The organism is Bacillus cereus group sp. BceL220, assembly GCF_051776965.1.
GTDB lineage: Bacteria > Bacillota > Bacilli > Bacillales > Bacillaceae_G > Bacillus_A > Bacillus_A cereus.
The window spans coordinates 199725-218964 of record NZ_JBPWBC010000001.1 but is presented as its reverse complement, the minus strand read 5'-3'; the positions used below and the strand labels follow the sequence as shown (position 1 = coordinate 218964).

Genomic DNA, 19240 nt, shown 5'->3' with positions numbered 1-19240 from the left:
GATGGCATATCAAAAAAACTTTTCAGACTCTTTCCTGTGAAGGAAAAATGTGTGTGAGGTAAGCAAATAAATTTCGGACACACTAACTGTACATTACAGCTAGGAGGAATGTACACGTGAATGAAATTTACATGGAAATAAAAGAAGAATTGCAATTGATGAGAAAAGAGTTGCAAGAGAGACTAGCTAAAGAAGTAATGCACAAATATGATGTCGAGTTCAGCCAAGAGCTTGGATATGAAATTAAGGAAGAGATAAAGAAAAAATTGCTATTACATGATATAAAAGAGGATTTAAAGGATGTAGAACGCGCATTATTTAAAATGGAAATAGACATGTACGGTATTTGTGAAGAGACGGGGAGATTAATTTCGACAAAGCAAATGAAGACAATGCCGACTGCTCGTACGATTCATGAATTCTTCTATGAAAAGGTAAATGTATGAATACGCACAACGATATTATATTACCTTTTTTTAATTTATTTTATTCTTCTATAAAGGTTCATTGTGAAAAGGTAGCAGCTATGCTAAAATTTTGAGGTACACTGTCTTTGTGGGGGAAATGAAAATGATATATTATGTAATAGCGTTATTTGTCATTGCTATCGATCAAATATCGAAGTGGTTAATTGTAAAGAACATGGAATTGGGTACGAGTATTCCGATTATCGACAATGTATTATACATAACATCACATCGAAATAGAGGCGCTGCTTGGGGTATTTTAGAAAATAAAATGTGGTTCTTCTACATTATTACAGTTGTTTTTGTAGTGTTTATCGTATTTTATATGAAAAAGTATGCGAAAACAGACAAGCTTCTAGGTATTTCGTTAGGTCTAATTTTGGGCGGGGCAATTGGTAACTTTATTGATCGTGTATTTAGACAAGAAGTAGTGGATTTCATTCACGTGTATATTTTCTCGTACAACTATCCAGTATTCAATATAGCTGATTCAGCATTATGTATTGGTGTTGTATTAATTATTATTCAAACATTATTAGAAGGCAAGAAAGCGAAGGAGTAATTGAATGAGTGAAGTAGTACAAGTAACAGTTGCAGCAGAGCAAAAAAACGAGCGAATTGATAAATTCGTTACAGGGATAAATAACGAATGGTCACGTTCACAAGTACAGCAATGGATTAAAGATGATGTTGTGACAGTGAACGGGAAAGCAGTAAAAGTGAATTATAAAGTAAAAGAAGAGGATGAAATTACAGTAACGATTCCTGAGCCAGAAGCGCTAGATATTCAACCAGAGGATTTAAATTTAGAAATTTATTATGAAGATGCAGATGTGCTTGTTGTAAATAAGCCACGTGGCATGGTTGTACATCCAGCACCAGGGCATACAAGTGGTACACTTGTAAACGGCCTTATGCACCATTGTACAGACTTATCAGGCATTAACGGTGTAATGCGTCCAGGTATCGTGCATCGTATTGATAAAGATACATCTGGACTATTAATGGTTGCTAAAAATGATATGGCACATGAATCGCTTGTAAATCAGCTTGTAGCCAAAACAGTAACGAGACGTTACAAAGCGATTGTACACGGTGTGATTCCGCATGATAAGGGAACTATCGATGCACCAATTGGTCGTGATAAGAAAGAGCGTCAAAGTATGACAGTTGATGAAAATGGTAAGAACGCTGTTACGCACTTCCAAGTGTTAGAACGTTTTAAAGACTTTACACTTGTAGAATGTCGCTTAGAAACGGGACGTACGCACCAAATTCGTGTTCATATGAAATATATTGGCTATCCACTTGCAGGAGATCCGAAGTATGGTCCGAAGAAAACATTAGATATGAATGGACAAGCACTTCATGCGGGTATTTTAGGCTTTGATCATCCTCGTACTGGTGAATATATTCAGTTTGAGGCACCGATTCCAGAAGTGTTTGAAGACGCATTAAATATTTTACGAAAATAGTATTGACAAATCATAAGAAAACTGAGATACTGACAACAGTTAAATAATGATCCTTTAACACAGCCCCGTGAGGTTGAGAAGGTAACGGTTTGAAATACTTAGGGTATGTTGTACCCTTTTTTCAAAAGTCCTCTCGCACACGCTGAGAGGACTTTTTTTATACCATTACTCTCACGCAAGAAAAAAAGCTTGGAGGTGTAGAGCATGCAAGAGAAAGCTGTCGTTTTAGATGACCAAATGATTCGCCGCGCTTTAACACGAATTAGTCATGAAATCGTGGAACGAAATAAAGGTGTCGATAATTGTGTTCTTGTCGGAATTAAAACTCGTGGAATTTTTATTGCACAACGTTTGGCAGAACGAATTGGTCAAATTGAAGGAAAAGAAATGGAAGTTGGAGAGTTAGACATTACGTTATATCGTGATGATTTAACACTACAATCCAAAAATAAAGAACCACTTGTAAAAGGTTCTGATATCCCTGTAGATATTACGAAGAAAAAAGTTATCCTCGTTGATGACGTATTATATACAGGAAGAACAGTTCGAGCAGCAATGGATGCTCTTATGGATTTAGGTAGACCATCTCAAATTCAATTGGCGGTTCTTGTTGATAGAGGTCATCGTGAATTACCAATTCGCGCTGATTATGTAGGAAAGAACATTCCAACATCAAGTGAAGAGCGTATCGAAGTTGATTTGCAAGAGACAGATCAACAAGATCGAGTAAGCATATACGATAAGTAAAGCCCTTTTAAATGTAGTCCTGTGAGGCTGCCAAAGGGTCTTGGCTTTCATATGTCAAATTTGGCATACGAAAGTATAGGACTCTTTGTGCACAGGCACAAAGAGTTTTTTTATTGCAAAGATTTAAACTGAAGGAGGATGTAACAATGGAACAAAAGCCAGTGTTAGACGTTAATGAAGTACCGAAACCGGGAAAATGGTTATTTTTAAGTATACAACATTTGTTCGCGATGTTTGGATCAACAGTGCTTGTTCCGTTTTTAACAGGATTGAATCCATCAGTAGCATTAATATCAAGTGGATTAGGAACGCTAGCGTTTCTTCTTATAACGAAAGGTCAAGTACCAGCATATTTAGGATCATCATTCGCCTTTATCGCACCGATTATAACAGCGAAAACGGCAGGTGGGCCGGGAGCAGCAATGCTTGGTGGTTTGCTAGCAGGGCTTGTGTACATCTTAATCTCACTCGGAATTAAGAAATCAGGATCAGAGTGGATTATGAAACTACTACCACCAATCGTAGTTGGTCCAGTAGTAATGGTAATCGGTCTAGCTTTAGCACATACAGCAGTTAACATGGCGATGAACGGTGCGGATGGCAAATACAGCTTTACACATTTTTCAGTAGCATTAGTAACATTAGCAATTACAATCATTTGCTCGATATTCGGAAGAGGATTTTTCAGTATCATACCAGTGTTACTTGGCATTATCGGCGGATATATCTTCGCTTACTTCCAAGGGCTAGTAGACTTAAAGCCGGTAGCTGAGGCAAAATGGTTTGTTGTACCAGATTTCACAGTACCATTTGTAACATACACACCAGAGTTTTCATGGAAGATTGTACTCTTGATGGTACCAGTTGCACTAGTAACAATATCAGAACATATCGGACATCAAATTGTACTTGGAAATGTTATTAAAAGAGATTTAATTGAAAAACCAGGTTTACACCGTTCGATCTTTGGTGACGGAGTAGCAACATTAATTGCATCACTAATCGGTGGGCCACCGAATACAACGTATGGTGAAAACATCGGTGTGCTAGCAATTACGAGAGCATACAGTGTATACTTATTCATCGGTTCAGCAGTATTCGCAATCATGTTCGGATTTATCGGTAAGATTTCTGCACTGATTCATTCGATCCCAACACCAGTTATGGGCGGGGTATCAATCTTACTATTCGGTGTAATCGCATCAAGCGGATTACGCATGATGGTAGATGATAAAACAGATTTAAGTGACAAACGAAACTTAATGATTGCATCAGTAATACTAGTAATCGGTATTGGTGGAGCGGTACTTCACGTAGGGGATTCATTCCAAGTCGAAGGAATGGCGCTTGCAGCAATTGTAGGTGTACTGTTAAATCTACTACTACCAGAAACAAAACAAGAAAAACATACAAAACAATCTAAGCAGATTGCTTCATAAAAATAACCTTTTAATTCAGTCCTGTGAGACGGAAAAGGGTGGCTTCTTCCTTGCACCCTAGTCTTACATGACTAGGGTATTTTTATGCAAAGGTTGTTATAAAAATACAAAAGTGGTAACATAAAAATCAGAAAGATGAGGGATGACGATGAGCCATTTGTTAACGATGAGTGAATTATCGGAAGTAGAAATTTCAGAAATCCTAAAAGACGCAGAAGATTTTGCGAATGGAAAAGAGAGCAAAACGACAGAGCAAACTTTTGTTGCAAACTTGTTCTTTGAGAATAGTACGAGAACGAGATTTAGCTTTGAAGTTGCTGAGAAGAGATTAGGACTAGATGTTTTAAACTTTTCAGCTGATGCATCTAGCGTACAAAAAGGAGAAACTTTATACGATACGATAAGAACACTAGAATCAATCGGAACAAAAGCAGTGGTCATCCGCCATGAGCAAGATCGCTACTTCGATGAACTAAAAGATCAGGTGAATATCCCGATCTTAAACGCTGGAGATGGATGTGGAAACCACCCAACGCAGTGCCTACTCGACCTTCTTACAATTAAACAAGAGTTTGGAAGATTTGAAGGTTTGAAGATTGCAATAGTAGGAGATGTTCGTCATAGCCGAGTAGCACGTTCTAATGCAGAAGCATTAACGAAGCTTGGTGCAACAATTTACTTTGCAAGTCCAGAAGAGTGGAAAGGTGAAGACAACACATTTGGAACATACAAACCATTAGATGAACTTGTTCCAGAAGTGGATGTAATGATGTTACTCCGTGTACAACATGAGCGTCATGATCATTATGAAACAGACATTATGAAAGAATATCATGAGAAACACGGATTAACAGTAGAAAGAGAAAAGCGTATGAAAGAAGGAAGCATTATTATGCATCCAGCTCCCGTAAACCGTGATGTTGAAATTGCAAGTGAACTTGTTGAGTGTGAGCGTTCACGCATATTTAAACAAATGGAAAATGGAGTTTACGTAAGAATGGCTGTACTAAAACGCGCCTTACCAAATGTATTAGGAGGAATGAAACATGAATTACTTGTTTAAAAATGGTCGTTATATGAATGAAGAAGGAAAAATTGTAGCAACAGATCTTCTCGTACAAGACGGTAAAATCGCTAAGGTAGCAGAAAATATTACGGCAGATAATGCTGAAGTAATCGATGTGAACGGAAAGTTAATCGCACCTGGATTAGTAGATGTACACGTACATCTTCGTGAACCAGGTGGTGAACATAAAGAAACAATTGAAACAGGTACACTAGCAGCGGCAAAAGGTGGATTCACTACAATTTGTGCAATGCCAAATACACGTCCAGTACCAGATTGCAGAGAACATATGGAAGACTTGCAAAATCGTATTAAAGAAAAAGCACATGTCAACGTACTACCATACGGAGCAATTACAATACGTCAAGCTGGTTCTGAAATGACAGATTTCGAAACATTAAAAGAACTTGGAGCATTTGCTTTCACAGATGACGGCGTAGGCGTACAAGATGCGAGCATGATGTTAGCGGCTATGAAACGTGCAGCAAAATTAAATATGGCAGTAGTTGCGCACTGTGAAGAGAATACGCTTATTAATAAAGGTTGTGTACATGAAGGGAAGTTTTCTGAGAAACACGGATTAAACGGTATCCCATCAGTATGTGAATCTGTACATATTGCAAGGGATATATTGCTTGCGGAAGCAGCAGATTGTCACTATCACGTATGTCACGTAAGTACGAAAGGTTCAGTACGTGTAATCCGTGATGCGAAACGCGCTGGAATTAAAGTAACAGCAGAAGTAACACCACATCACCTAGTGTTATGTGAAGATGATATCCCATCAGCTGATCCTAATTTTAAAATGAACCCACCGCTTCGTGGAAAAGAAGACCATGCAGCATTAATTGAAGGTTTATTAGATGGAACGATCGATATGATCGCAACTGACCATGCACCGCATACAGCGGAAGAGAAAGCACAAGGAATTGAAAGAGCACCATTCGGAATTACTGGTTTTGAAACAGCATTCCCGCTTCTATACACAAACCTTGTGAAAAAAGGAGTTATTACGCTAGAACAATTAATTCAATATTTAACAGAAAAGCCAGCTGATACATTCGGCTTAGAAGCAGGTCGCCTGAAAGAAGGTAGAACAGCTGATATTACAATCATTGATTTAGAACAAGAAGAAGAGATTGATCCAACAACATTCTTATCAAAAGGAAAAAATACACCATTCGCAGGTTGGAAATGCCAAGGATGGCCGGTAATGACAATCGTTGGTGGTAAGATCGCATGGCAAAAGGAGAGTGCATTAGTATGAAAAGACAACTTATCTTAGAAGATGGAACAGTATTAATTGGAAAAGGTTTCGGAGGAGAAACCGAAAAGTCAGGTGAGGTTGTATTTACAACAGGAATGACTGGATATCAAGAAACATTATCTGATCCATCATATTGCGGTCAAATCGTAACATTCACGTACCCATTAATCGGAAACTACGGCATTAACCGTGACGATTTCGAATCGATTCACCCATCTGTAAATGGTTTAATCGTAAACGAAATTTGTGATCATCCATCAAACTTCCGTAATGAAATTTCGTTAAATGATTACTTAAAAGAAAGAAACATCCCGGGATTAGCAGGAATTGATACGAGAAAATTAACGAGAAAAATTCGTCAATACGGTACATTACGCGGACGCCTTTGTAACATGGATGCAGATGTAGAATACATCGTGAGCCAATTAAAAGCGACAGTATTTACAGATCACGTGAAACGCGTATCAACGAAAGATCCATACCCAAGTCCAGGACGCGGACACCGAGTTGTACTTGTAGACTTCGGAATGAAACATGGTATTTTACGAGAATTAAATAAGCGTGACTGTGATGTAATTGTAGTTCCTTACAACACAACAGCAGAAGAAATTTTACGCCTTAGCCCAGATGGAATTATGTTAAGTAACGGACCTGGGGATCCAAAAGATGTACCAGAAGCAATTGAAATGTTAAAAGACATTATCGGTAAAGTTCCTTTATTCGGAATTTGCCTAGGACATCAATTGTTCGCTCTAGCATCTGGTGCAAATACAAGTAAGTTGAAATTCGGTCACCGTGGTTTAAACCATCCAGTAAAAAATCTTGCAACTGGAAAAGTAGCAATTACATCTCAAAACCATGGTTACGCAGTAGAAGAAGAATCAGTTGAAAATACAGAGCTTGAAATTACACATGTTGCTTTAAATGATGGAACAGTAGAAGGTCTTCGTCATAAGAAGTTCCCAGCATTTACAGTACAATACCATCCAGAAGCTTCAGCAGGACCTGAAGATGCAAATGATTTATTCGAAGATTTCTTAGCAATGATTGAAAACTTCAAGAAAGAAGGGGAAGAGTTATGCCAAAACGCCTAGATATTAACACAATTTTAGTAATCGGATCAGGACCAATTGTAATTGGGCAAGCAGCGGAGTTTGACTACTCTGGTACACAAGCTTGTCAATCTCTAAGAGAAGAAGGTTACAAAGTAATCCTTGTTAACTCTAACCCAGCAACAATTATGACAGATACTGCAACAGCAGATAAAGTATATATCGAACCATTAACATTAGAATTCGTAAGCCGTATTATTCGTAAAGAACGTCCAGATGCAATCTTACCAACATTAGGTGGTCAAACAGGGTTAAATATGGCTGTTGAACTTGCGAAATCAGGCATACTTGAAGAATGCGGAGTTGAAATTTTAGGAACGAAATTATCAGCCATCGAGCAAGCGGAGGATCGCGATTTATTCCGTACATTAATGCAGGATTTAAATGAACCAATTCCATCTAGTACGATCATTCATACGCTGGAAGAAGCACATGAATTTGTAAAAGAAATTGGTTATCCAGTTATTGTTCGCCCAGCATTTACAATGGGAGGAACAGGTGGCGGAATTTGTAGTAATGAAGAAGAACTAATTGAAATCGTATCCGGTGGATTAAAACATAGTCCAGTAACACAATGTTTATTAGAAAAGAGCATTGCTGGTTGTAAGGAAATTGAATATGAAGTAATGCGTGATTCGAATGATAACGCGATTGTAGTATGTAACATGGAAAACATCGATCCAGTTGGGGTTCACACAGGTGATTCTATCGTAGTAGCACCAAGCCAAACATTAAGCGACCGTGAATATCAAATGTTACGAAACACTTCATTACGAATTATTCGTGCATTAGGAATTGAAGGTGGATGTAACGTTCAGCTTGCACTAGATCCACATAGCTTCCAATACTATGTAATCGAAGTAAACCCACGTGTAAGTCGTTCATCTGCACTAGCATCTAAAGCGACTGGATATCCAATTGCAAAATTAGCAGCGAAAATTGCAGTCGGCTTAACATTAGATGAAATCATAAACCCAGTAACACAAAAAACTTACGCTTGCTTCGAGCCAGCATTAGACTATGTTGTTTCAAAAATTCCACGCTGGCCATTTGATAAGTTTGAATCAGCAAACAGAACACTTGGTACACAAATGAAGGCAACTGGTGAAGTTATGTCAATCGGACGTAACTTAGAGCAATCATTATTAAAAGCGGTTCGTTCTTTAGAGCTTGGCATTTATCACTTAGAATTAGACCACTTAAAAGAACTTGATAAAGAAACAATGAAAAAACGCATTATTAAAGCAGACGATGAGCGACTGTTTATTGTAGCAGAAGCAATTCGTCAAGGTGTAACGAAAGAAGAAATCAACGAATGGTGTGAAATGGACTTCTTCTTCTTACAAAAAATTGAAAACATCGTAAATATGGAACGCGAAGTAAAAGCGAATGTAGGAAATATGGAAGTACTACAAGCTGCGAAAGAAATGGGCTTCAGTGATCACTACATTGCAGCTGCTTGGAACAAAACGGAGCGTGAAATTTACGATATGCGTAAAGAAAGCAATATAACTCCTGTTTATAAAATGGTAGATACTTGTGCGGCAGAGTTTGAATCTGCAACACCATACTACTACAGCACATATGGTGATGAGAATGAATCGGTTATAACAGATCGTAAGAGTGTTGTTGTACTAGGGTCTGGTCCAATCCGTATCGGTCAAGGGGTTGAGTTTGACTATGCAACAGTTCACTCTGTATGGGCAATTAAAGAAGCTGGATATGAGGCAATCATTGTTAATAACAATCCAGAAACAGTTTCAACAGACTTCAGTATTTCTGACAAATTATACTTTGAACCATTAACAATCGAAGATGTAATGCACATCATTGATTTAGAAAAACCAGAAGGCGTTATTGTTCAGTTCGGTGGACAAACGGCAATTAACTTAGCGGCGAAATTAGAGGCTCACGGTGTGAAAATCTTAGGAACATCACTTGAAGACTTAGACCGTGCAGAAGATCGTGATAAATTTGAAGCTGCTTTAACAAAACTTGGTATCCCGCAACCAGTTGGTAAAACAGCAACGACTGTAGAACAAGCAGTAGCAATCGCAGAAGAAATTGGTTATCCAGTATTAGTAAGACCATCTTACGTACTAGGTGGACGTGCGATGGAAATCGTATATCGCCAAGAAGAACTGCTGCACTACATGAAAAATGCAGTTAAAGTTCATGCAGATCACCCAGTATTAATCGACCGTTACATGGTTGGTAAAGAAATTGAAGTAGATGCAATTTCGGATGGTGAGAATGTATTCATTCCAGGTATTATGGAACATATTGAACGCGCTGGAGTTCACTCTGGTGACTCAATTGGAGTATATCCACCACAAAGTTTATCTGAAAAACTAAAAGAACAAATCATTGAACATACAATTGCACTTGGAAAAGGATTAAACATTGTTGGATTACTAAATATCCAGTTCGTAGTATTCAAAGATCAAGTGTACGTAATTGAAGTAAACCCACGTGCAAGCCGTACAGTACCGTTCTTAAGTAAAATTACAGGCGTACCGATGGCGAATGTTGCAACGAAAGTTATTTTAGGGCAAGACCTAGTAGAGCAAGGATACGGAACGGGCTATCACCCAGAAGAGAAAGAAGTATATGTAAAAGCTCCGGTATTCTCATTCGCGAAACTACGTTCAGTTGATACAACATTAGGACCTGAAATGAAATCAACAGGGGAAGTAATGGGTAAAGACTTAACGCTTGAAAAAGCATTATATAAAGGATTAGTTGCTTCAGGAATTAACATCCCAACGCACGGATCAGTAATCATTACTGTAGCGGATAAAGATAAAGAAGAGGCGATGGAAATTGCAAAACGTTTCCACGAAATCGGCTATAACTTATTAGCAACAGCTGGAACAGCACAATCATTAGAAGAGCAAAATATCCCAGTACAAGTTGTAAACAAAATTGATTCTGAAGACTACAACTTACTAGATATTATCCGTCAAGGAAAAGCACAGTTTGTAATTAACACATTAACAAAAGGTAAACAACCAGCGCGTGATGGTTTCCGCATTCGCCGTGAATCAGTAGAAAATGGTGTGGCTTGCTTAACATCACTTGATACAACAAGAGCAATCTTACGAGTATTAGAATCTATGACATTCTCAGCTCATTCAATGAAAGAAATTACGCAAACAAAGCGTCACGAGGTGGTACATGCATGATGCAAAAGCAAAATATGATCGTCGTTAATCAAAAAGAAATCGCAAAAAACATTTACGAGTTAGTGCTTCAAGGAACTTTAGTACAGCAAATGAACGAACCAGGGCAGTTTGTACACATTAAGGTAGCAGAGGGCATTGCGCCCCTTCTGCGCCGCCCGATTAGTATTTGTAATGTAGATCAAGAGAAGAACGAATTTACAATGCTATATCGTGCGGAAGGACAAGGGACAAAAACATTAGCAACTAGAAAACAAGGTGAAATGGTAGACGTACTAGGACCACTAGGACACGGTTTTCCTGTAGAAGAAGCAGAAGCTGGTCAAACAGCTTTACTAGTAGGCGGGGGGATTGGTGTACCACCACTTTATGAACTATCACAGCGCCTCGTTGCAAAAGGTGTACGTGTAATTCACATCTTAGGTTTTCAAACGAAAGATGTAGTTTTCTATGAAGAAAAATTTGCAGAACTTGGTGATACGTACGTTGCGACAGTAGATGGTACACACGGTACAAAAGGATTTGTCACAGATGTAATTGATAATTACGGAATTGACTTTGATATTCTTTATTCATGTGGTCCGTTAGCGATGCTTCGTGCATTAGAAGGACGTTACAAAGAGAAAAAAGCCTATATTTCATTAGAAGAACGTATGGGCTGCGGTATTGGAGCTTGTTTCGCATGTGTATGCCACTTACAAGAAGATCCAAGTGGACATTCTTACAAGAAGGTGTGTAGCGACGGACCAGTATTTCCAATCGGGGAGGTTGTACTATGAACAGATTGCAAGTTGAATTACCAGGATTATCATTAAAAAATCCAATTATACCGGCATCTGGATGCTTTGGATTTGGTCGTGAATATGCACAGTTTTACGATTTAAGTGTACTAGGATCAATCATGATTAAAGCGACGACAGAACAACCACGCTATGGAAATCCAACGCCTCGTGTTGCTGAAACACCGGGCGGCATGTTAAATGCGATCGGACTTCAAAACCCAGGGTTAGAAAAAGTAATGAATTCTGAATTACCATGGTTAGAACAATTTGATCTTCCAATCATTGCGAACGTTGCAGGCTCACAAGCTGAGGATTATGTAGCGGTTGCAAAGGAAATTTCTAAAGCGCCTAATGTCCATGCACTAGAATTAAATATTTCTTGTCCGAACGTAAAAACAGGTGGTATCGCCTTTGGTACAAATCCTGAAATTGCTGCTGATTTAACGAAGCGAGTAAAAGAGGTTTCTGAAGTACCTGTATACGTGAAGTTGTCACCAAACGTGGCAAACATAGTGGAAATTGCAAAAGCAATTGAAAATGCAGGTGCAGATGGTTTAACGATGATTAATACATTGCTTGGTATGCGTTTAGATTTAAAAACAGCTAAACCAATTTTAGCAAACCGTACAGGCGGATTATCAGGTCCTGCGATTAAGCCAGTAGCAATTCGTATGGTACATGAAGTAAGCCAAGCGGTTAACATTCCAATTATCGGAATGGGTGGTATTGAAACAGCGGAAGATGTAATTGAATTCTTCTACGCTGGCGCAAGCGCAGTTGCAGTAGGTACAGCGAACTTTATCGATCCGTTCGTATGTCCGACAATTATTGAAGAGTTACCAGCATTACTAGATGAATTAGGATTTGATCACATTTCGGAATGTCAAGGAAGGAGCTGGAAGCAAACATGTCACAGTCGTTAATCGTTGCACTAGATTTTCCAGGGAAACAAGATGTAGAACAATTCTTGCGCCACTTTGAAGGGGAAGAGTTATTTGTCAAAGTTGGTATGGAGTTATTTTACAAAGAAGGCCCTGCAATTATTACGTACTTAAAAGAAAAAGGACATAAGATTTTTCTAGATTTAAAACTTCATGATATTCCGAATACAGTAAAAAGCGCTATGCGTAGCCTAGCTAGTCTAGATGTTGATATGGTAAATGTTCATGCTGCTGGGGGAAGCAGCATGATGAAATCTGCGATTGAGGGATTAGAGGAAGGTAAGCAAGAAGGAAAAGAGAGACCGATTTGTATTGCAGTTACACAACTAACAAGCACTTCGGAAGCTATGATGAAAAAAGAGATCGGCATTGAGAAGACGTTAGAAGAAGCGGTTGCTCATTATGCAAAACTAACGAAAGAAAGTGGACTTGATGGCGTTGTTTGCTCAACGCTTGAAGTTCCAAAATTACGTGAAGTATGCGGAAATGAATTTGTAACAGTAACACCGGGGATTCGTCTTGCAAGCGATGATGTAAATGACCAGGTGCGCGTAGCAACACCGAAACGTGCGAGGGAACTTGGCTCAAGCTACATCGTAGTTGGACGTAGCATTACAAAAGCAGAAAATCCGCTTGAAGCGTATAAAACAGTAAAACAACAGTGGGAAGGTGTAACAGTATGAAAAAAGAAATCGCATCGCATTTATTAGAAATTGGAGCAGTATTTTTACAACCGAATGATCCATTCACATGGTCTTCAGGTATGAAATCACCAATTTATTGTGATAACCGTTTAACTTTATCTTATCCAAAAGTACGTCAAGCGATTGCAGCTGGATTAGAAGAGTTAATTAAAGAGCACTTCCCAACTGTAGAAGTTATTGCAGGAACAGCAACTGCTGGTATCGCGCACGCTGCATGGGTAAGCGATCGTATGGATTTACCAATGTGCTACGTACGTAGTAAAGCAAAAGGCCACGGTAAAGGGAATCAAATTGAAGGAAAAGCTGAAAAAGGTCAAAAAGTTGTAGTAGTAGAAGACTTAATTTCAACTGGCGGAAGTGCAATTACATGTGTAGAAGCACTTCGCGAAGCTGGCTGTGAAGTATTAGGAATCGTATCAATCTTCACATACGAGCTAGAAGCAGGAAAAGAAAAGCTAGAAGCAGCTAACGTAGCATCATATTCTTTAAGTGATTACAGTGCATTAACTGAAGTTGCAGCAGAAAAAGGTATGATCGGACAAGCTGAAACGAAAAAATTACAAGAGTGGCGTAAAAATCCAGCTAACGAAGCTTGGATTACAGCGTAACATGAAAAAAACGACCGCGGGGGAACGCGGTCGTTTTTTATATTATTGTTAAAACTTCATGTAAAGAACAGATAGTAGGAATATCGTACTTGAGTTGTGAGTTATCTCGATTTAACCATATCCCTTGCATCCCAGCTGCTGTACTACTAATCGCATCAGTCTCTAATCGATCGCCAATATAATAGCAATCTTTCATTTCAAGGTTCGATTGTAATACGGTTCTGTGAAAAATTTCAGGATCTGGTTTCGATATACCAAGTTCACTAGAAGTAAATATATATTTGAAATGTTTTAAAATGTTTAGGGCAGTTAATTTTTCGACTTGTTGTTCATAGTCACCATTACTAATGATACCTAATGAGTGACCGCCTTGCTGCAAGTTCTGTAATGTATAGTGTACATCTTCAAACGCGGTCCAGTTGTTCTTATATAGTTCTATATATTGATTGAATCTATGCTGAGATTCTTTGGTAGATAGGTTTACTCCATATGTTTTAAATAAATGATACATTCGCATTACTTGTTGTTCTTGAAAAGATAATTCCCTGGATAAAAATTTGTTGAAATATTCTTCTGATAATTCATGCCAGACTTTCGTTGCCTCTAATTCATTGCCTGAAAAAATAGTATTATATATTTGAAAAAAATCTATAATACCATTTCTTTCAGCAGCCTCATAATCAAGTAAAGTTCCATCAATATCAAAGAAAATCATATTGCTGTCTCCTTGCTAACAACTATTTAGCGTTTTCAGCAACCTCATATCCTTTCACAAACAATAGCGTCATATAAGAAACGATAAACGAGAAGATGCTGTACATGCCAACCCAAAAGAAAAATTTTGGAGTAAAGGCGATAACACCTATTATTAAAAAACTAGCAAACGTTACAATCGGCATTACGTAATACGTTTTCGTTTTGCGTGTTCCAATAACAGATACGATAAAGATAAATAATGGACAAATTAATAAGACGAAAATCAATTCATTCATAGGTATGTCCCCTTTTCTAATTGCAGTAATCTGTTTCTCGTAAACGTTTTGAAATAATTACTCTCCTAATATAATTTCGCTAAGTAATAACGAATCCCTCTTGAAAACTGATAATTCATGATGAATTTTACAAGCAAAAAACGTAAGCAAGAGAACACTTGCTTACGTTATAGGATAAACATCGCAACGATCGTGGTGACAATTAAACCGATAACAACCGGTAAAAAGTTTCGGCGTGCAAGTTCAAATGGATCGACTTTACAAATCGCAGCAGCAGGGATAAGTGCCCAAGGGATTAACGTCCCGCCCCCGGTCCATATAGCTGCAATTTGCCCGAGTGCTGTTAATGTAGCTGTTCCATGGCCAAGTGCTGTTCCAAAAAGATTGGCAATGGAACCAGCAAGTGATATACCTGAAAAACCTGATCCATCTAAGCCGGTAATGACACCCACGATGGTTAATGTCCCTGCCGATACATATTGATTTAAAGGAACAGTTTGAGATAAAGCGATGCCTAAGTCGTTAATGATTCCGTGTGAACCTTTCGGTAAATAGTCTCCGATAATTTTCACAAAGCCACTATCTCCTAAATAAAAGAGTGCAGCGATAGGAATAACTGGTCCGAAAATTTTAAAGCCAAATTGGAGCCCTTCTATGAAATAATCGGTCGTTTTATTCAGTCCATTACCTTTGTAGGCGATGAGAGAAATGATGATAATCATAATAACAGTTGTTCCGCCGATAAGTGCAGTTGCGTCGCTTCCTTGTAGTTGAAATTGAATCATGCAAAGGATATCAATGATATATACGATAGGGATACAAATAGCGAGCCATTTCTTTGTGCGAGGAGATAATGAAGTGAGCGTTTTAGAAGACTCAGTTGATAGAATAGATTCTTGTATAGCTAAGCCTGTATGAAACTCTTTTCGTAAGAAGAAAAAAGCGACGGAAGTTGTCACAACGCCCATAACGATAACGAGTGGAACACTTGCAGATACGACGCTGGAAACAGGGAGACCAGCAGCGTCTGCGGTTAATTTTGGTGCGCCTTGTATAACGAAGTCGCCGGATAAAGCAATCCCATGACCGAATAAGTTCATAGCAATTGCTACTCCAATTGGGGGGAGACCGACGCGTACAGCAACCGGTAATAAAATAGCTCCCATTAAGGCGACAGCGGGAGAAGGCCAAAAGAAGAAAGAAATTGTCATCATCAAAAGGCCAATAATCCAGTAGGCGAGGGTAGGGGTACGGATCATCTTTGTAAATGGTGAAATCATTGTATCATTTATACCGGTATGAACGAGTAAATTGCTCATGGATACAATAATAGAAATGATTAATATAGTTGGTAATAGCTCAGTAATGGCGTAAATAAAACTTTGAAAAATGCCGCTAACGGCAAGAGGGATAGAACTTGTAGCAGTTAATGCTAATAAAAAGATAAAAACGATACAAATAATTGTAGTATCTTTCCGGAGAATAAAAAAGGTAATAATAGTGAGTAAACAAATAACATAGAGAGCGTGTAATAGCGTTAATTCAACTCCCATAACATTCACATCCTTAGGCAATCGTGTAGTTTATTGTATGAAAGTAGGGAAAGTATGTGAGTATAAGAAACAGAAAAAAAGGTAAAATTTCATGTACTGCAATGGTAAGGATAAAAAATGGATGTTACAATACAATTAATCCTAAAAATGGAATTAGAGGAGGGCTTATGCACAAAAAAATTGGATTTTTGGGATTTATCATATCTTGTAGTCTATTAATCATTTTAAAGCTATTTACAAACAATGAATGGATAAGTATTATACCTGTTTTCGGGTTTGTATTTATACTTTTATATAACTGGGATGGTATGAAACAATATAGTAAGAAAAGTATCGGAATTATGATAGGTATCATCGTTGTTTGCTCATTGTTCGCAGGGGTTATTTTAATAGAGGGTCAGAAACAAATGGAGAAAATGTCTATTTTTCAAGAATGGATGTCTTCTGCAAACGGTCTTTATCTTGTAATTATAGTTGTTATTTTTCTAAGAATTGTTATAAGTATAGCAAGTTACATATTAAAGGAGAAGTAGAATGGGGGAGTACGAATGAGAGAAAAAATAGGATATTATGGTGTGCTAGTTTGTTTACTATTATCAATTATTTCAGGACAATTTCTTAACAGTGAATGGGTACCAGTTATATTATGTATAGGAGTATTGATTTTTGCTCCTATGTATCGCTGGAATGAATGGAAAGCATATAGTCGAAAAAAGAAAATGGTTTTCAGCATCGAATTTGTCATTATAATCAGCACAATTCCGTTTTTGTTATGGAAAGGAAATGAGATAATAGATGGAATTGTAATGTTTCAAGGGTGGTTGTTTATTGCGAAAATGCTATATTTAATATGCATTTTAATGTTGGCAGTGGTAGTCACTAAAATAGTAAACGAAAAGCTATTCGTTAATGAATAAAAGAAAATGCCACCTTATTCGGTGGCATTTCCTCATTTTACTGCATGAGCTTTTTGCATCTTTTTAATTAAACGAATTTGTCCACGATGATTGATTTCATCTTCAAAAACGTGAAACCACTTAAAATAGTTATTTGCTGGTTTGTCATACCAAAAGTCTGTCGTTTTAAATAACCATTCATCAGATAACGATTGAAAAGTCTCGATTGTTTTGGAACGTACTTCTTGTAATGTATTTATGTAAAATTCTATAGCGTTTCCTTTTATTTTCTCACGTCCAAGATCGCCTAATTCAATGCCAGGTAACCAGCGTTCTAATTCAGCCTCCGTTGGTTCACGGTCTTCAAAAGTATGAATCTGGTAGTAAAATTCAATAGCAGCCATATGATACAATAACATGCCAATTGAATTTGCTTCTTTATCATATAAATAATCAAGTTCTTCAATTGTTAAACTTTCCACTGCTTGCATTGTTGTATAGCGAGCGTAATTCATCATGGAAACAAGCTTTGAAAATTCTACATGTAAACCCTCCAATTTATCAATTACAAAATTCAATTAAAATTCCCCCTCTTTAAATGAATACTCCAGAGAAGGAATTCTATGTGCAAAAAAAGTTTTGTTTAAACCTTCATAATATTAACAAGGGATTATAATTAGTTCTCTATTTGATTTTGTAATAACGTCATAACCATCTTTGGTGATGACAATATCATCTTCGATTCTACAACCGCCCCAGTTCGGTATGTAAATGCCCGGCTCAACTGTAACAACCATACCTTCTTGTAAAGTTGCCTTGCTTTCTTGGGATAGGCGAAGTGGTTCATGTATTTCTAACCCAAGACCGTGCCCGGTAGAGTGGCCAAAGTATTGACCGTATCCATGTTCTGTAATGTAATTCCTCGTTATATCATCGATACTTTTCGCAGTTTCTCCAGGCTTAATTGCTTCAGTCCCACGCTTTAACGCTTCTCGTACAACATTGTATATTTTTTGGAATTCTTCCGATGGTTCCCCGATTGCTACGGTACGTGTTATATCGGAACAATATCCGTCGTAAAGTGCACCGAAGTCTAATGTAACGATATCGCCTCGTTCGATTATTTTATTTGATGCAACTCCATGGGGAAGTGAAGAACGAACGCCTGAGGCTACAATGATTTGGAATGAAGAAGATGTAGCCCCTTTTTTTCGCATGAAAAATTCTAACTCATCTCGAACGTCAGTCTCGCTTATTCCAGGCTTTAGAAATGTAACAATATGGTGAAATGCTTCGTCAGCGATTGTAGCTGCGATTTTCATTGTTTCTATTTCAGATGTGTCTTTAATAAGTCGAATATCTTCAATGATCTCACACACTGGAACCATTTCTGTATGTATATATTTTTGTAGTTTCTTAAATTGTTGCAAAGTCATATTATTGTCTTCTATACCAAGTTTTTGAATGTTTAATTTTGATACTTGATTTGCAACTTCTTCTTCTAAATTTCCTTTATGCATAATAATTTCTGCTGCTTTTATTTCCGTTTTTGCTTGATCTACGTAACGGAAATCAGTAATGAAAATAGCTTTATGCGCAGCAATTAAGACAACGCCTGCGCTACCTGTAAAGTTTGTTGCGTATTGACGGTTTTCTTTTTTTGTAATAAGTAACCCGTCGATTCCGTAATTATGTAGTTGTTTTTGGATGTTAGTTATTCTTACATTCATTTTAATTCCTCCTTTTTACATTAATAAAGCAAGAATTGTGCCAGTATATTTATTTAGAATAAAAGAGAAGAGGGTAGCTGTGTGTCAAAAAAACTAGACGAATGTAAAATAAATATATATAAAATTTTTACAGTAAGTTTTTATGTGACTGAACAATAATATAAACTCGCAAACGAAAATCTTTTTAATTTAAATATTATATTTTTTGTATAAATAAATTAAGTTAATTGGTATAATAAGGGATTGTTACGTTTTTTATAGGTAAAGAGATGTAACGAA

General features: G+C 37.5%; 20 protein-coding genes. 15 read left to right on the top strand and 5 right to left on the bottom strand.

Features of this window, described 5'->3' with window-relative positions:
• Positions 1-116: 116 nt before the first annotated feature.
• The 13 genes from ACS2FK_RS01065 (at position 117) to pyrE (ending at position 13790) form a co-directional block, all read left to right on the top strand.
• Positions 117-446, top strand: a complete 330-nt coding sequence (locus ACS2FK_RS01065; protein ID WP_001002956.1) for a molecular chaperone DnaK — start codon at positions 117-119, stop codon at positions 444-446.
• Between the two features lie 124 nt (positions 447-570).
• Positions 571-1029: a lipoprotein signal peptidase LspA gene (lspA, locus tag ACS2FK_RS01060; RefSeq protein ID WP_000642180.1), complete on the top strand. Its 459-nt coding sequence runs from the start codon at positions 571-573 to the stop codon at positions 1027-1029.
• A gap of 4 nt (positions 1030-1033) precedes the next feature.
• Positions 1034-1942 carry an RluA family pseudouridine synthase gene (locus tag ACS2FK_RS01055; protein WP_000005832.1) on the top strand — a complete coding sequence of 303 codons (909 nt, stop codon included), beginning with the start codon at positions 1034-1036 and terminating at the stop codon, positions 1940-1942.
• Positions 1943-2146: 204 nt separating this feature from the next.
• Positions 2147-2689 (top strand): bifunctional pyrimidine operon transcriptional regulator/uracil phosphoribosyltransferase, encoded by a 543-nt coding sequence (pyrR, locus tag ACS2FK_RS01050; protein WP_001156491.1) that lies wholly within the window; start codon positions 2147-2149, stop codon positions 2687-2689.
• A gap of 146 nt (positions 2690-2835) precedes the next feature.
• Positions 2836-4128 (top strand): uracil permease, encoded by a 1293-nt coding sequence (gene uraA / locus ACS2FK_RS01045; RefSeq protein ID WP_053563749.1) that lies wholly within the window; start codon positions 2836-2838, stop codon positions 4126-4128.
• Between the two features lie 148 nt (positions 4129-4276).
• The gene (gene pyrB / locus ACS2FK_RS01040; protein WP_000018860.1) at positions 4277-5191 is read left to right on the top strand and encodes an aspartate carbamoyltransferase; all 915 of its coding nucleotides are present in this window, start codon (positions 4277-4279) and stop codon (positions 5189-5191) included.
• Positions 5175-6461, top strand: coding sequence for a dihydroorotase (pyrC, locus tag ACS2FK_RS01035; RefSeq protein ID WP_063548505.1), 1287 nt, complete (start codon positions 5175-5177; stop codon positions 6459-6461). Before pyrB ends, pyrC begins: the two co-directional genes overlap by 17 nt.
• Positions 6458-7555 (top strand): carbamoyl phosphate synthase small subunit, encoded by a 1098-nt coding sequence (locus tag ACS2FK_RS01030; RefSeq protein WP_063548503.1) that lies wholly within the window; start codon positions 6458-6460, stop codon positions 7553-7555. The genes pyrC and ACS2FK_RS01030 overlap by 4 nt, the downstream gene beginning before the upstream one ends.
• The gene (gene carB, locus ACS2FK_RS01025) at positions 7540-10758 is read left to right on the top strand and encodes a carbamoyl-phosphate synthase large subunit (RefSeq protein ID WP_001126128.1); all 3219 of its coding nucleotides are present in this window, start codon (positions 7540-7542) and stop codon (positions 10756-10758) included. The genes ACS2FK_RS01030 and carB overlap by 16 nt, the downstream gene beginning before the upstream one ends.
• Positions 10755-11534 (top strand): dihydroorotate oxidase B electron transfer subunit, encoded by a 780-nt coding sequence (pyrK, locus tag ACS2FK_RS01020; RefSeq protein ID WP_000983359.1) that lies wholly within the window; start codon positions 10755-10757, stop codon positions 11532-11534. The genes carB and pyrK overlap by 4 nt, the downstream gene beginning before the upstream one ends.
• Positions 11531-12460, top strand: coding sequence for a dihydroorotate oxidase B catalytic subunit (gene pyrD, locus ACS2FK_RS01015; RefSeq protein ID WP_001081057.1), 930 nt, complete (start codon positions 11531-11533; stop codon positions 12458-12460). Before pyrK ends, pyrD begins: the two co-directional genes overlap by 4 nt.
• Positions 12445-13161, top strand: a complete 717-nt coding sequence (gene pyrF, locus ACS2FK_RS01010) for an orotidine-5'-phosphate decarboxylase (RefSeq protein WP_063548501.1) — start codon at positions 12445-12447, stop codon at positions 13159-13161. Before pyrD ends, pyrF begins: the two co-directional genes overlap by 16 nt.
• Complete coding sequence (pyrE, locus tag ACS2FK_RS01005; RefSeq protein ID WP_000711449.1) at positions 13158-13790, top strand: orotate phosphoribosyltransferase; 633 nt, start codon at positions 13158-13160, stop codon at positions 13788-13790. Before pyrF ends, pyrE begins: the two co-directional genes overlap by 4 nt.
• A 37-nt stretch (positions 13791-13827) precedes the next feature.
• Here pyrE and ACS2FK_RS01000 read toward each other — a convergent pair whose 3' ends face one another.
• The 3 genes from ACS2FK_RS01000 to ACS2FK_RS00990 form a co-directional block, all read right to left on the bottom strand.
• Positions 13828-14505 (bottom strand): HAD family hydrolase, encoded by a 678-nt coding sequence (locus tag ACS2FK_RS01000; protein WP_063548499.1) that lies wholly within the window; start codon positions 14503-14505, stop codon positions 13828-13830.
• A 22-nt stretch (positions 14506-14527) separates the two neighbouring features.
• On the bottom strand, positions 14528-14782 hold the full coding sequence (locus ACS2FK_RS00995) for a YbeF family protein (RefSeq protein ID WP_001003915.1): 255 nt from the start codon (positions 14780-14782) through the stop codon (positions 14528-14530).
• Between the two features lie 167 nt (positions 14783-14949).
• A complete protein-coding gene (locus ACS2FK_RS00990; protein ID WP_000537906.1) occupies positions 14950-16335 on the bottom strand; it encodes a membrane protein in 1386 nt (461 codons plus the stop codon).
• Between the two features lie 101 nt (positions 16336-16436).
• On the opposite strand from ACS2FK_RS00990, the gene ACS2FK_RS00985 reads away from it, so the two are divergent.
• Complete coding sequence (locus ACS2FK_RS00985) at positions 16437-16868, top strand: YoqO family protein (RefSeq protein ID WP_142321521.1); 432 nt, start codon at positions 16437-16439, stop codon at positions 16866-16868.
• A gap of 15 nt (positions 16869-16883) precedes the next feature.
• A complete protein-coding gene (locus tag ACS2FK_RS00980; protein ID WP_063548495.1) occupies positions 16884-17252 on the top strand; it encodes a YoqO family protein in 369 nt (122 codons plus the stop codon).
• A gap of 32 nt (positions 17253-17284) precedes the next feature.
• Here the strand turns inward: ACS2FK_RS00980 and ACS2FK_RS00975 are convergent, their stop codons facing one another.
• Complete coding sequence (locus ACS2FK_RS00975; protein WP_016080505.1) at positions 17285-17809, bottom strand: DinB family protein; 525 nt, start codon at positions 17807-17809, stop codon at positions 17285-17287.
• A gap of 81 nt (positions 17810-17890) precedes the next feature.
• On the bottom strand, positions 17891-18961 hold the full coding sequence (locus tag ACS2FK_RS00970) for a M24 family metallopeptidase (RefSeq protein WP_001102865.1): 1071 nt from the start codon (positions 18959-18961) through the stop codon (positions 17891-17893).
• Positions 18962-19240 lie beyond the last annotated feature (279 nt).

Bases quoted from the DNA above. Each gene is read 5' to 3' on its own strand.
- pyrF (WP_063548501.1), top strand. From the start codon at position 12,445: ATGTCACAGTCGTTAATCGTTGCACTAGATTTTCCAGGGAAACAAGAT.
- ACS2FK_RS00980 (WP_063548495.1), top strand. From the start codon at position 16,884: ATGAGAGAAAAAATAGGATATTATGGTGTGCTAGTTTGTTTACTATTA.
- lspA (WP_000642180.1), top strand. From the start codon at position 571: ATGATATATTATGTAATAGCGTTATTTGTCATTGCTATCGATCAAATA.
- pyrD (WP_001081057.1), top strand. From the start codon at position 11,531: ATGAACAGATTGCAAGTTGAATTACCAGGATTATCATTAAAAAATCCA.
- carB (WP_001126128.1), top strand. From the start codon at position 7,540: ATGCCAAAACGCCTAGATATTAACACAATTTTAGTAATCGGATCAGGA.
- uraA (WP_053563749.1), top strand. From the start codon at position 2,836: ATGGAACAAAAGCCAGTGTTAGACGTTAATGAAGTACCGAAACCGGGA.
- pyrB (WP_000018860.1), top strand. From the start codon at position 4,277: ATGAGCCATTTGTTAACGATGAGTGAATTATCGGAAGTAGAAATTTCA.
- ACS2FK_RS00985 (WP_142321521.1), top strand. From the start codon at position 16,437: ATGGTAAGGATAAAAAATGGATGTTACAATACAATTAATCCTAAAAAT.
- pyrR (WP_001156491.1), top strand. From the start codon at position 2,147: ATGCAAGAGAAAGCTGTCGTTTTAGATGACCAAATGATTCGCCGCGCT.
- ACS2FK_RS00970 (WP_001102865.1), bottom strand. From the start codon at position 18,961: ATGAATGTAAGAATAACTAACATCCAAAAACAACTACATAATTACGGA.
- ACS2FK_RS00995 (WP_001003915.1), bottom strand. From the start codon at position 14,782: ATGAATGAATTGATTTTCGTCTTATTAATTTGTCCATTATTTATCTTT.
- ACS2FK_RS00990 (WP_000537906.1), bottom strand. From the start codon at position 16,335: ATGGGAGTTGAATTAACGCTATTACACGCTCTCTATGTTATTTGTTTA.
- ACS2FK_RS01055 (WP_000005832.1), top strand. From the start codon at position 1,034: ATGAGTGAAGTAGTACAAGTAACAGTTGCAGCAGAGCAAAAAAACGAG.
- ACS2FK_RS01000 (WP_063548499.1), bottom strand. From the start codon at position 14,505: ATGATTTTCTTTGATATTGATGGAACTTTACTTGATTATGAGGCTGCT.
- pyrE (WP_000711449.1), top strand. From the start codon at position 13,158: ATGAAAAAAGAAATCGCATCGCATTTATTAGAAATTGGAGCAGTATTT.
- pyrK (WP_000983359.1), top strand. From the start codon at position 10,755: ATGATGCAAAAGCAAAATATGATCGTCGTTAATCAAAAAGAAATCGCA.
- ACS2FK_RS01030 (WP_063548503.1), top strand. From the start codon at position 6,458: ATGAAAAGACAACTTATCTTAGAAGATGGAACAGTATTAATTGGAAAA.
- pyrC (WP_063548505.1), top strand. From the start codon at position 5,175: ATGAATTACTTGTTTAAAAATGGTCGTTATATGAATGAAGAAGGAAAA.